The organism is Micromonospora sp. KC721 (assembly GCF_004348355.1).
Classification (GTDB): domain Bacteria; phylum Actinomycetota; class Actinomycetes; order Mycobacteriales; family Micromonosporaceae; genus Micromonospora.
Map to the genome: position 1 here is coordinate 1 of NZ_SMJY01000184.1, position 12,236 is coordinate 12,236.

9 protein-coding genes are annotated in these 12,236 nt (G+C 73.0%); 2 read left to right on the top strand and 7 right to left on the bottom strand.

What is annotated here, in order from left to right:
• Positions 1-14 precede the first annotated feature (14 nt).
• Positions 15-962, bottom strand: coding sequence for an NUDIX hydrolase (locus E1182_RS24525; RefSeq protein WP_132269428.1), 948 nt, complete (start codon positions 960-962; stop codon positions 15-17).
• Positions 963-1,106: 144 nt separating this feature from the next.
• Between E1182_RS24525 and E1182_RS33075 the strand changes: the two genes are divergently transcribed.
• A complete protein-coding gene (locus E1182_RS33075) occupies positions 1,107-1,625 on the top strand; it encodes a PspC domain-containing protein (protein ID WP_132269430.1) in 519 nt (172 codons plus the stop codon).
• A 45-nt stretch (positions 1,626-1,670) separates the two neighbouring features.
• Here E1182_RS33075 and guaA read toward each other — a convergent pair whose 3' ends face one another.
• On the bottom strand, positions 1,671-3,224 hold the full coding sequence (gene guaA, locus E1182_RS24535; protein WP_132269432.1) for a glutamine-hydrolyzing GMP synthase: 1,554 nt from the start codon (positions 3,222-3,224) through the stop codon (positions 1,671-1,673).
• Positions 3,225-3,352: 128 nt separating this feature from the next.
• A complete protein-coding gene (locus E1182_RS24540) occupies positions 3,353-5,050 on the bottom strand; it encodes an FAD-dependent oxidoreductase (protein ID WP_132269434.1) in 1,698 nt (565 codons plus the stop codon).
• A 135-nt stretch (positions 5,051-5,185) separates the two neighbouring features.
• Between E1182_RS24540 and E1182_RS24545 the strand changes: the two genes are divergently transcribed.
• Positions 5,186-6,304: an LCP family protein gene (locus E1182_RS24545; RefSeq protein WP_132269436.1), complete on the top strand. Its 1,119-nt coding sequence runs from the start codon at positions 5,186-5,188 to the stop codon at positions 6,302-6,304.
• Here the strand turns inward: E1182_RS24545 and E1182_RS24550 are convergent.
• The 4 genes from E1182_RS24550 to guaB form a co-directional block, all read right to left on the bottom strand.
• On the bottom strand, positions 6,301-7,764 hold the full coding sequence (locus E1182_RS24550) for a M1 family metallopeptidase (protein WP_132269438.1): 1,464 nt from the start codon (positions 7,762-7,764) through the stop codon (positions 6,301-6,303). The genes E1182_RS24545 and E1182_RS24550 overlap by 4 nt on opposite strands.
• A gap of 102 nt (positions 7,765-7,866) precedes the next feature.
• Complete coding sequence (locus E1182_RS24555; protein ID WP_132269440.1) at positions 7,867-9,279, bottom strand: M1 family metallopeptidase; 1,413 nt, start codon at positions 9,277-9,279, stop codon at positions 7,867-7,869.
• A 48-nt stretch (positions 9,280-9,327) separates the two neighbouring features.
• On the bottom strand, positions 9,328-10,446 hold the full coding sequence (locus E1182_RS24560; RefSeq protein ID WP_132269443.1) for a GuaB3 family IMP dehydrogenase-related protein: 1,119 nt from the start codon (positions 10,444-10,446) through the stop codon (positions 9,328-9,330).
• Positions 10,447-10,473: 27 nt separating this feature from the next.
• Positions 10,474-12,036: an IMP dehydrogenase gene (gene guaB / locus E1182_RS24565; RefSeq protein ID WP_132269445.1), complete on the bottom strand. Its 1,563-nt coding sequence runs from the start codon at positions 12,034-12,036 to the stop codon at positions 10,474-10,476.
• Between the last annotated feature and the right edge of the window lie 200 nt (positions 12,037-12,236).

Genomic DNA, 12,236 nt, shown 5'->3' on the forward strand with positions numbered 1-12,236 from the left:
GGATGGGGGTGGGGTCAGGTGAGGTTGGCGGCCAGGACGGCTTCGGCGGTGACCTCGGTCAGGCGCTCCGTCGGAAGTGCGCCCAACTCCTCCCGGGCGAACCAGCGGGCCTCACAGGTGGAACCGCCGACGTCGGCGACCGTGGGCGGCGCGGGCTTGTCGACGACGACGCGGTAGAAGGCGCGTACGCCGTGCCAGTCGATCGGATAGCCCTCCGGACCGAGGGAGGCGGCATCGCGGTGACTGGCCACCCCGAGCAGCCCGATCAGGCGGCCGGTCTGGCCGGTCTCCTCGACGAGTTCCCGGATCAGAGCCGCGCCGGGCTGCTCACCGTAATCCGTGCCGCCGCCGGGCAGGTGCCAGCAGCCGGCGCCCGGGTACCCGTCGGAGACCCGGGTCAGCAGCACCCGCCCCTGCGGGTCGGTCACCACGGCGTACGCGGCGAAGCGCTGCGCGCGGTGCAGGCCGTCCGGGCCGGGGACGGCGTAGAAGGAGGGGAACTCCGGTGGCTCGTCCGGGACGATGTCGGCCGAGGCGGCCGGCAGCCCCAGGGCACGCGCGGTGAACGACCGTAGCGGCAGCTCGCGCGCCTCGTCGAGGGTGTACCACCGGGCCAGGTCGGTCGGACGGTCCACCCGGTCGGCCAGGGTGCCGCCACGCACCCCGACCCGGTAGATCAGCCGGTCGGTGTGGATGGTGATGCCCCGATCGGGCAGGGCGCGCATGTCGGCGAGGACGTCGTCGAGACCGGAGACGGCGACCGACAACCCGGTCTCGGCCGCGGTCTCCCGCACGACGGTGTGCTTCGGATCCTCACCGTGGTCGACCGCCCCACCGGGCAGGGACCACACGCCGGGGGTGCCGGAGCGCTCCGATGCGCGGACCAGCAACACTCGGCCGACTGAATCAGCACAAACTGCGTATGCCGCGATCCTGCGAAGCGGCTCCAGCAAGGTGGTCACGAGACGAAATTGTCCCCGTGACCAGTTACCGCCATGGAAAAGTGTCGGATTCCTGACTCTGAACTGGACCATCAGGGATCGATCAGGGTACGGATCCGGGCAGTCACCGAGGCGGTCCGACGACCCGGGGCGGACCGTGGAGGCATGACCCCGACACCGCCACCCCAGGCCCCGTACAAGCAGCTCCGCCGGCCCACCACCGACCGGATGATCGCCGGCGTGGCCAGCGGCCTCGGCCGGTACTTCGCCGTCGACCCCACCCTGGTCCGGGTGGTGTTCGCCGTCGCGGCCCTGGCCACCGGAGGGATCGCCGCGCTGGCGTACCCGATCATGTGGTTCCTGATGCCGGAGGAGCCGCCCGGCGCCCCCGCCTGGCCGCACCCGACGAACACCAGCCCACCGGCTCCGCCGGCTCCGCCGGCCCCACCGGTCAGCTGGCCGCCCGCCGGCCCGCCGATGGCCGCGCCCCGGCCGACCCCGGCGCCCGCGCCGCAGGACCCGACGACGCCGGTCCAGGCCATCCCGGCCGACCGGCCGGCACCGGAACCACCCACCGTGCCGATCGCCACCCGGCCGACCACGCCGGATCCGGATCCCGAGCCACAGACCGAAACGATCGAGCCGGCGACCGAGGTGATTCCGACCAGCCGGCCCGCTCCGTAGCCGGAACCCCGGCCGGCGTCCGCGACGGCGGCCGGATGAGTCGGCTCACTCCCACTCGATGGTGCCCGGCGGCTTGCTGGTCACGTCCAGGACCACCCGGTTGACCTCGGCGACCTCGTTGGTGATCCGGGTGGAGATCCGGGCCACCACCTCGTAGGGCAGCCGCGACCAGTCGGCGGTCATCGCATCCTCGCTGGAGACCGGGCGCAGCACCACGGGATGCCCGTAGCTGCGCCCGTCACCCTGCACACCGACGCTGCGCACGTCGGCCAGGAGCACCACCGGGAACTGCCAGACGCCCCGGTCCAGGCCGGCGTTGCTCAGCTCCTCCCGGGCGATCAGGTCGGCCTGGCGCAGCACCGCGAGCCGCTCCTCGTCCACCGCGCCGATGATCCGGATGGCCAGGCCCGGCCCCGGGAACGGATGCCGCCAGACCATCGCCTCGGGCAGGCCCAGTTCCAGCCCGAGTGTGCGGACCTCGTCCTTGAACAGCGTGCGCAACGGCTCGACCAGGGCGAACCTCAGGTCGTCCGGGAGACCACCGACGTTGTGGTGGCTCTTGATGTTGGCGGTGCCGGTGCCGCCACCGGACTCGACCACGTCCGGGTAGAGCGTGCCCTGCACCAGGAACTCCACGTCGCCGTGCGAGGCGATCTCCCGGGCGGCGGCCTCGAAGACCCGGATGAACTCGCGGCCGATGATCTTGCGCTTCTGCTCCGGGTCGGTGACCCCGGCCAGAGCGCCGAGGAACCGCTCCCGGGCGTCGACGACCTTGAGTTTGATGCCGGTGGCCGCGACGTAGTCCTTCTCCACCTGTTCGGCCTCGCCGGCCCGCAGCAGGCCGTGGTCGACGAAGACGCAGGTGAGCTGGTCGCCGACCGCCCGGTGCACCAGCGCGGCGGCGACCGCCGAGTCCACGCCGCCGGAGAGCCCGCAGATGACCTCCTTGTCGCCCACCTGCTCGCGGATCCCGGCGACCTGGTCGTCGATGATGTTCGCGGGCGTCCAGGTCGGCTCGATGCCGGCGATGTCGTACAGGAAGCGCTGAAGCATCTGCTGCCCGTGCGCGGTGTGCCCGACCTCCGGGTGGAACTGCACACCGGCCCGCCGGCCGGCCAGGTCCTCGAACGCGGCGACCGGAGCGCCCGCCGACTCGGCGGTGACGGTGAAGCCCTCGGGGGCCTCGGTCACGCAGTCGCCGTGGCTCATCCACACCGGCAGGTCGTCCGGCAGCTCCCGGAGCAGCACGCCGGCGTCCGCGCGGGCGCGCAGCGGGGTGCCACCGTACTCGCGGTTGCCGGTCCTGGTGACCGTGCCGCCCAGCGCCTGGGCCATCGCCTGGAAGCCGTAGCAGATGCCGAAGACCGGGACGTCGGCGGAGAACACCCCCGCGTCGATCTGCGGGGCGCCGGGGGCGTAGACGCTGGACGGGCCGCCGGAGAGGATGATCGCCGCCGGCTTCTTGGCCAGCATCTCCTCCACCGGCATCGAGTGCGGGACGATCTCCGAGTAGACCTTCGCCTCGCGCACCCGGCGCGCGATGAGCTGGGCGTACTGGGCTCCGAAGTCCACCACGAGGACGGGGCGAGGCGTGCTCATGTGCAGAAAGCCTACCGACCGTCACCCCCGCCCCGGGCACGGGCCGGGCACCGGGCGTGCCGCGGACTGTCGCCGCCGCTCACGGCCGGTGTCCCCGCCGAACGGGCCGGCGCCGAGCGACGCACCGGTCAGGGCCGCAGCGCGCCGGGTGCCCCCGCCGGGACCGCCGGGTTCCGCGGCGGCACCGGCGCCACCCGGCGGTACGCCGAACCCAGCGCCGGGCGCGGGTCTTCCTCCCCCCGGTTCGGCCAGAACGACATGGCCCGTTCCGCCTGCGCGGTGATCGTCAGCGACGGGTTGACGCCGAGGTTCGCCGAGACCGCCGCGCCGTCGACCACGTGCAGCCCCGGGTGGCCGTACACCCGGTGCCACGGGTCGACCACCCCCTGGGCCGGTGACGCCCCGATCACCGCCCCGCCGAGCAGGTGCGCGGTCATCGGGATGTCGAACGGCTCGGTCAGCGACCCGCCCGGCGTACCGTCGATCTCCTCGGCCAACAGCCGGGCCGCCTGGTTGCCGGCCGGGATCCAGGTCGGGTTCGGGGTGCCGTGACCGGGGCCGGAGACGAGCCGCCGGCCGAACGGGCCGCGCCGCAGCCGCGTGGTCAGCGAGTTGTCGGCCGACTGCATGACCAGGGCGATCACCGTCCGCTCCGACCAGTGGCGGACGGTGAGCATCCGGGCGGCCAACCCCGGCTGCCGGACGATGTCGGCCAGCCAGCGGCGGACCCGGTGCGGACCGCCGTCGACCAGCAGCGACTGCAGCAGGCCCATGGCGTTCGAGCCGCGGCCGTAGCGGACCGGCTCGATGTGGGTTTGCGGATCGGGGTGGAACGAACTGGTGATCGCCACCCCCTCGGTGAAGTCGAGCCCGCGGGCGCGGGCCTGCCGTGGCCCGACCGACGCGCCGAGGATGGCCTCGGAATTGGTCCGGGTCAGCTCGCCGAGGCGTGGGGAGAGCGCCGGCAGCACGCCGGTCGCCTTCATCTCGTGCAGGAGTCGCTGGGTGCCGAGCGCCCCGGCGGCGAAGACCACCTGGTCGGCGTGGACCACCTGGCGGCGCTTGCGCAGCCAGGCGCCGGTCCGGGTGGTGTGCACCGCGTACCCACCGCCGGGCGCGGGACGCACCGCGGTCACCGTGGTCAGCGCACGGACCTCGACGCCGAGCCGCTCGGCCAGCCAGAGGTAGTTCTTGACCAGCGTGTTCTTCGCCCCGTGCCGGCAGCCGGTCATGCACGAGCCGCAGTGGCGGCAACCGGTGCGCTCCGGGCCGGCACCGCCGAAGTACGGGTCGGGCACCCGCTGGCCGGGCTGGCCGATGTACACCCCGACCGGGGTGGCGTGGAAGGTCTGCCCGACCCCCATCCGCTCGGCCACCGCCCGCATCGCCCGGTCCGCCGCTGTGGTGACCGGGTACGTGGTGACGCCGAGCATCCGCTTGGCCTGGTCGTAGTGGCGGGCCAGCTCGTCGCGCCAGTCGGTGATGTCGCGCCACTGCGGGTCGGCGTAGAACTCGTCGAGCGGCTCGTAGAGGGTGTTGGCGTAGACCAGGGAGCCGCCACCCACCCCGGCACCGGAGAGCACCAGCACCCCACCGCCGGTCCTCCGGTCGGCGGAGCGGAGCAGGGTGATCCGCTGCAGGCCGTAGCAGCCGAGCCGGGGTGCCCACAGGAAGCGTCGGACCCGCCAGGAGGTTTTCGGAAACTCCTCGTCGGCGAAGCGCCGCCCGGCCTCCAGCACCGCTACGCGGTACCCCTTCTCGGCCAGTCGGAGCGCGGCCACGCTGCCACCGAAGCCGGATCCGACGACCACCACGTCGTACCGCATGAAGGCATCATTACCGGCGGGTAGCCATCGCGCCAGTGCCGGTTTCCGGGTGATCATGGGGTGGCCGGCGATCCGGTGGCCGTGGCCCGCAACCCGACCGGCCCGTCGGAGCGTTGTACAGACGGGGGTGTCGGGATGACTCAGGGCGCGGGGTCGGCACGGCGGGCACGGGCCCTGCTGCTGGCCGCCCTCGCCGCGATCCTGCTGGTGCTCGCCGGGAGCCTGGTGGCCACCCGACTGGTCGGCCGTGACGAGGCGCAACGCCCGCCGGGCCCGACCGGCCCGACCGGTACGCCGCCCGCCGGCACGCCCAACACCATCCCGCCGCCGGGAGCCGCCACCGTCACCGGCCCGCTCAACCTGCTCCTCGTCGGCGTCGACACCCGGGTCAGCGTCCCCGGCTGGGAGCCGCACGGCGACTCGGTCCTGGTCCTGCACGTGCCGGCCGGGCTGGACCGGGCGTACCTCTTCTCGCTTCCCCGCGACCTGCTGGTCGACATCCCGGCCTTCCCGCCGGCCGGCTACCGGGGCGGGCGCACGAAGCTCACCCACGCCATGAGCTACGGCAGCCGGGTGCCCGGCCGGCCGCGACAGCCCAGCACCACCCAGGGGTACGAGCTGCTGCGCAGCACCGTCGCCGGCTACACCGGGCTGCGCATCGACGCCGGCACGGTGATCAACTTCCCGGGTTTCACCCGCCTGGTCGACACCCTCGGCGGGGTGGACCTCCACATCGACCAGCGGGTCGTCTCGCTGCACCGCAGACCGGACGGCCGGCACCGCGACCCGGCCCCCTCGGGCGGGGGCTACGTCGGGCCGCAGATGGTCTACGAGCCGGGCGTACGGCACCTCAACGGCTGGCAGGCGCTGGACTACGCGCGCCAGCGCTACATCACCGGCGGCGACTACGCCCGGCAGCGGCACCAGCAGCAGCTCGTCAAGGCCCTCGCCACCAAGATCCTCGACGAGGACCTGGCCCGCCAGCCGGACCGGGTCGAGCAGGTCGTCGCCGCGCTCGGCGACACCGTCAGCTATGTCGGCGGTCCCCGGATCGTCGACCTGGCATACGCCCTCGGCGGACTGAGCCCCGACCGCCTCATCCTGGTCGGGCTGCCCGGCAGCGGCGTCGGCAAGGGCAGCGGCTACCGGGGCGAACAGCTCAAGCCAGTGAGCACCGGCTTCCTCACCGCACTCAAGGCGGGCGACGCCGAGGCGTACCTGGCCGCCCACCCCGAGCTGCGGGTGAAGAACTAGAGCTTCGCCGGGCGGGCCGGGCGCTTCGTGCCGTACAGCCAGGTGTCGAAGAGCGCGTCGAGCTGCTTGTCGGAGATCTTCTCGGCCAGCGCCACGAACTCGGCGGTAACCGCGTTCCCGTCCCGCTTCTGCGCCGCCCAGGTCTTGACGATCTCGAAGAAGGCCCGGTCACCGACCGCCACCCGCAGCGCGTGCACGGTCATCGCGCCGCGTTCGTACACCGACCGGCTGAACAGGTTGGGTACCCCGGGCTTGCCCGGCGGCGTACTCCACACCGAGGCCGGCATCCCCGAATAGCGCACGTCGAACGCCTGCTTCGCGGTGCCCCGGCCGTTGTGCTCGTTCCACAGCCACTCCGCGTACGAGGCGAGGCCCTCGTTGAGCCAGATGTCCTGCCATTCGGTCAACGCCACACTGTTGCCGAACCACTGGTGGGCCAGCTCGTGCGCGACCACCTCGGTGTTCTCGCCCCGCCGGAAGAAACCGGCGGAGTAGACCGGGCGGCTCTGCGTCTCCAACGCGTACCGGATCCGGGGGTCGGAGACCACCACCCCGCCGTACGCGTCGAACGGGTACGGCCCGAAGACGCTCTCCAGGTAGTCGGCCACCCGCACGGTCTGCGCGATCGACCGGTCCGCCGCGCCCCTGGGCACCGAGGTGGTCACCGCGCTCCACACCGGACGTCCCTTGTGCACCCCGGTGGTCAGCCGGAACTTCCCGATCGCCACCATGCTCAGGTAGCTGGCCATCGGAGCCTTCTCGGCCCACTTCCAGGTGGTCCAGCCGCCCGCGCTGCTCTTCCCGCCCGGCACACCGTTGCTGACCGCCGTCAACCCGTCCGGGACGGTGATCTCGAAGTCGTAGGTGGCCTTGTCGGAGGGGTGGTCGTTGACCGGGAACCAGGTGCTCGCCGACTCCGGCTGCCCCAGCGCGATCGCACCCTCGTCGGTGTGCAGCCAGCCACCCTCGCCGAGCACGGCGTTCCTCAAGGTCTTCGGCTTGCCCGCGTACCTGACCTCGGCCACGAAACCGTTGCCCGAGGTGAGCCCGGACGCCGGAGTGATCACCAGCTCGTTCTTCTCCCGAACGTGGGTGGCGGGGGCCCCGTCCACGGTCACCGCGCTGACCGTGAGGCCCGCCAGGTCCAGATGGAACGACGCCAGGTCCATGGTGGCCGCGGCCCGGACCGTGGTCACCCCGCTGAGCTGGTCGGTACGCGGGTCGTAGCGGACCTTCACCGTGTAGGCGCCCACGTCGTACCCACCGTTGCCGTAGGTGGGGAAGTACTCGTCGCCGGCCCCGGCGGCGCCCGGTCGGTAGTCGCGCGACGGGCTCGGTGCGGCGCTCACCGAGGGCGACGCCGCCGGTGGTGCCTCGCCGGACGGGCAACCGGTCAGGCCGAGTGCAGCGGCGGCCACCACGGCGATCCCCATCGACAGGCCCTGTCGTACCCCGCGCATCGTGCGTTCCTCCCCGTGCCGGGCGGTGGCCTGCGACCATCGCCGGCCGGCCGTGGCTGGCCGGTCGCCGGGGCAGCGTACCGAGTGACGACCGTCCGCGTGTCAGGGCAGGGCGGGCGCGGACGGGCCAGAGAGCCAGGCGTCCAGCAGTGGGCGCAGCGACCGGCCGGCGACCTGCTCGGCGTGCCCGACGAAGTCGGCGGTGGTGGCGGTGCCGTCCCGCCGCTGCGCCGTCCAGCCGCGCAGGATCCGGAAGAAGGTCTCGTCGCCGACGGCGCGGCGCAGCGCATGCACCGCCAGGGCACCCCGCTGGTAGACACCGTTGCCGAACATCGCCGACCGGCCCGGGTCCAGCGACGGCTTCGACCAGTCCATGATGGCGTACCGGCGTTCGAAGGCGAGCTGCGCGGTGGGGCCGCCGTGCTGCTCCGCCCACAGCCACTCGGCGTACGTGGCGAAGCCCTCGTTGAGCCAGATGTCCTGCCACCTCGCCACCGTCACGCTGTTGCCGAACCACTGGTGGGCCAGCTCGTGCACGACCACCGACGGGTTCGGCTCGCCCCGTCGGAAGAAGCCCGGCCCGTAGACCGGACGGGACTGGGTCTCCAACGCGTACCCGATCCGGTCGTCGGCGATCGCGACACCGCCGTACCCGGCCGCCGGGTACGGCCCGAACCGTTCGGCGAGGAAGTCGGCGATCTCGCCGGTGCGGGCCAGCGACCGGGCGGCCGGCCCGTCCGCCGGCAGGTCGGCGGCGACCGCCGTCACCATCGGTTTGCCCCGGTGCGTCCCGCTGACCACCCGGTAGTCGCCGATGACGAGGAAGCTCAGGTAGCTGGCCATCGGCACGTCCTCGCGCCACCGCCAGGTGGTCCACCCGTCCGCGCTGGTCCTCTCGCCCGGTACGCCGTTGCTCAACGCGGCGAGACCGTCCGGCACGGTCACCTCGACGTCGTAGGTGGCCTTGTCGGAAGGGTGGTCGTTGACCGGGTACCAGGTGGCCGCCGACTCGGGCTGCCCCAACGCGATCGCCCCGTCCTCGGTGTGCAGCCAACCGCCGCTGCCCAACGCGCCGCCGTGGACGGCGCTCGGCACCCCGGCGTAGGCGACCTCCACGGTGAACCCGGCGCCCTCGGGCAGCCCGCGGGCCGGCGTGACCACCAGTTCGTCCCCGTCGCGGCGGTGCCGGGCCACCGCGCCGGCGACGGTGACCTCGGAGACGTCCAGCCCGACCAGGTCCAGGTTGAACCGGGACAGCGGGGTGGTGGCGGCGGCCGACACCGTCACCCGCCCGGTGAGCCGGTCGCTGGCCGGGTCGTAGCGCACCGCCAGCCGGTAGCCGGAGACGTCGTAGCCACCGTTGCCCCGGCCCGGGACGTACGGGTCACCGGCGTCGGCCGCCCCGGGCCGGAACCCGTCGCGGGAGTCGCCGTCGTCGGTGCACCCGACCAGCACCACGGCCGCCGCCACGGCCACGGCGAGGGCCGGCCGGATCCGGGGGATGAGACGACGCACCGGCCGAGCCTATCGGCCCGGCCGGCGCGTCGGAGCGGTTCGTCGAGGTCAGCGGTCCAGGACCAGCCCGACCTTCTGGAACTCCTTGAGGTCGCGGTAGCCGCACTTGGCCATCGCCCGACGCAGCCCGCCGAAGAGATTGAGCTGGCCGTCCGGCTCGTCCGCGGGGCCGAAGAGCAACCGTTCCATCTCCCCGAGCGGCTCGCCGGCCACCTCGAACGCACCGCGCGGCAGCGACGGGTGGCTGGCGGCCGAGTGCCACCAGGCACCCCCGGCCGGGGCCTCCGTGCAGAGCGACAGCGCCTCGCCGAGCATCACCGCGTCCGCACCGCAGCCGAGCGCCTTGGCGATGTCGCCGGAGGTCTGGATGTCGCCGTCGGCGATCAGGTGCACGTACCGGCCGCCGGTCTCGTCGAGGTAGTCGCGGCGGGCCGCGGCGGCGTCGGCGATGGCGGTGGCCATCGGCACCCGGATGCCGAGCACCGACTCGGTGGTGGACCAGTCGTCGCCGCCGATGCCGACGATCACGCCGGCGGCGCCGGTGCGCATCAGGTGCAGGGCGGTCTTGTAGTCGGTGCAGCCGCCGACGACCACCGGCAGGTCGAGGTCGGCGATGAACTCCTTGAGGTTCAGCGGTTCGTCGGTGGTGGAGACGTGCTCGGCCGACACGATCGTGCCCTGGATGACCAGGATGTCCACGCCGGCGTCGAGGATCACCGGGGCCAGCGCCAGGGTGTGCTGCGGGGAGACCCGGACGGCCACCGTGCCGCCGCCGGCCCGCAGCTCGCGGACCCGCTCGGCGATCAGGTCGGGGCGGATCGGCTCGGCGTAGACCTCCTGGAGCCGCTTGGTGGCGCGGGCGTCCTCGCCCAGGCCGGCCAGCTCCTCCAGGATCTTGGTCGGGTTCTCGTACCGGGTCCACAGGCCCTCGACGTTGAGCACCCCCAGCCCACCGAGCTGGCCCAGCCGGACGGCGGAGGCGGGGCTCATCGTGGCGTCGGAGGGGTGCCCGACACAGGGGATGGCGAACTGGTACGCGTCGAGCTGCCAGCTGGTGGAGACGTCGTCGACGTCCCGGGTCCGGCGGCTCGGCACGATGGCGATGTCGTCCAGGTGGTAGCCGCGCTGCGCGGTCTTGCCCAGCCCGATCTCGACCACGTCACGCATGGGGACTCCAGATGTCTCGGGGGTTGGTCAGCGGGAGTGGTAGTTCGGTGCCTCGACGGTCATCTGGATGTCGTGCGGGTGGCTCTCCTTGAGCCCGGCCGCGGTGATCCGGATGAGCTGGCCGCGCCGGTGCAGCTCGGGGATGCTCTCCGCGCCGACGTACCCCATCGCGGCGCGCAGACCGCCGATGAGCTGGTGGGCGACCGCGGAGAGCGGCCCCCGGTAGGGCACCTGACCCTCGACGCCCTCCGGGACCAGCTTGTCCTCGGCGAGCACGTCCTGCTGAAAGTAGCGGTCCTTGGAGTACGACTTGGCCTGCCCGCGGGACTGCATCGCACCGAGCGAGCCCATCCCCCGGTACGCCTTGTACTGCTTGCCGTTGATGAAGATCAGCTCACCGGGGCTCTCCTCGCAGCCGGCCAGCAGGCTGCCGAGCATCACCGTGTCGGCCCCGGCGACCAGCGCCTTGGCGATGTCCCCGGAGTACTGGATGCCACCGTCGCCGATCACCGGGACGCCGGCCTGCCGAGCGGCCCGCGCCGCCTCCATGATCGCCGTGATCTGCGGTACGCCCACCCCGGCGACGATCCGGGTGGTGCAGATCGCGCCCGGGCCCACCCCGACCTTCACGCCGTCGGCGCCGGCGTCGACCAGCGCCTTGGCGCCGGCGTAGGTGGCCACGTTGCCGCCGACGATGTCGATGGCCACGTCCGCCTTGAGCCGGCGGACCATGTCCAGCACGGCCCGCTGGTGGCCGTGCGCGGTGTCCACGATGAGCACGTCGACGCCCGCGTCGACCAGCGTCCGGGCCCGCTTGTAGGCGTCCTCCCCGACGCCCACCGCGGCGGCGACCCGGAGCCGGCCGGCGTCGTCCTTGGTGGCGTTCGGGTACTGCTCGCTCTTGGTGAAGTCCTTGACGGTGATCAGCCCGCGCAGCCGGCCGGAGCCGTCGACGATCGGCAGCTTCTCCACCTTGTGCTGGCGCAGCAGGGCCAGCGCGTCGTCCTTGCTCACCCCGACCGGGGCGGTGACCAGCGGCGTCCGGGTCATGATCTCGTGGACCCGGGTGACCGGGTCGGAGACGAACCGCATGTCGCGGTTGGTGACGATGCCGACGAGCTGGCCCTCACCGTCGACCACCGGCACGCCGGAGATGCGGTAGCGCCCGCACAGCTCGTCGACCTCCCGGAGAGTGTCCTCCGGGCTGGCCGTCACCGGGTTGGTGATCATGCCGGACTCGGAACGCTTGACCAGGTCGACCTGGAGCGCCTGGTCCTCCAGGGAGAGGTTGCGGTGCAGCACGCCGATGCCGCCCTGGCGGGCCATCGCGATCGCCATCCGCGCCTCGGTGACGGTGTCCATCGCGCTGGACAGCAGCGGCACGGTCAGCTCGACGTTGCGGCTGAGCCTCGTACGGGTGTTGACCCGGCTCGGCACCACGTCCGACTCGCCGGGCTGGAGCAGCACGTCGTCGAAGGTCAGGCCGAGCGGCACCACCCGCGCCGAACCGGCCGGCAGCTCCGGCAGGTGACCGCCCGGCTCGCCGTGGCCGGCGCCACCAGGAAGGTCGGTGCTGGGCGAATTTTCCACGATTGCTCCCCTGAGCTGCTCGGACGGGCTTCAGCGAGGTGGCGCGCGGGCACCGGCGCACGCCGGCGTGGCGGCGCGTTCGGTTCATCGTACCCACTGACCTGCGCGGGCCCCGGCGGTGCCGGCACGGGTCGGCGGCGCCACAGGAGCAGACGGGGGCGGGCGTCCGGGGCCTGCGGGGACTACGGTGAGGGGGTGCA

Bases quoted from the DNA above. Each gene is read 5' to 3' on its own strand.
- E1182_RS24545 (WP_132269436.1), top strand. From the start codon at position 5,186: ATGACTCAGGGCGCGGGGTCGGCACGGCGGGCACGGGCCCTGCTGCTG.
- E1182_RS33075 (WP_132269430.1), top strand. From the start codon at position 1,107: ATGACCCCGACACCGCCACCCCAGGCCCCGTACAAGCAGCTCCGCCGG.
- E1182_RS24540 (WP_132269434.1), bottom strand. From the start codon at position 5,050: ATGCGGTACGACGTGGTGGTCGTCGGATCCGGCTTCGGTGGCAGCGTG.
- E1182_RS24550 (WP_132269438.1), bottom strand. From the start codon at position 7,764: ATGCGCGGGGTACGACAGGGCCTGTCGATGGGGATCGCCGTGGTGGCC.
- E1182_RS24560 (WP_132269443.1), bottom strand. From the start codon at position 10,446: ATGCGTGACGTGGTCGAGATCGGGCTGGGCAAGACCGCGCAGCGCGGC.
- guaA (WP_132269432.1), bottom strand. From the start codon at position 3,224: ATGAGCACGCCTCGCCCCGTCCTCGTGGTGGACTTCGGAGCCCAGTAC.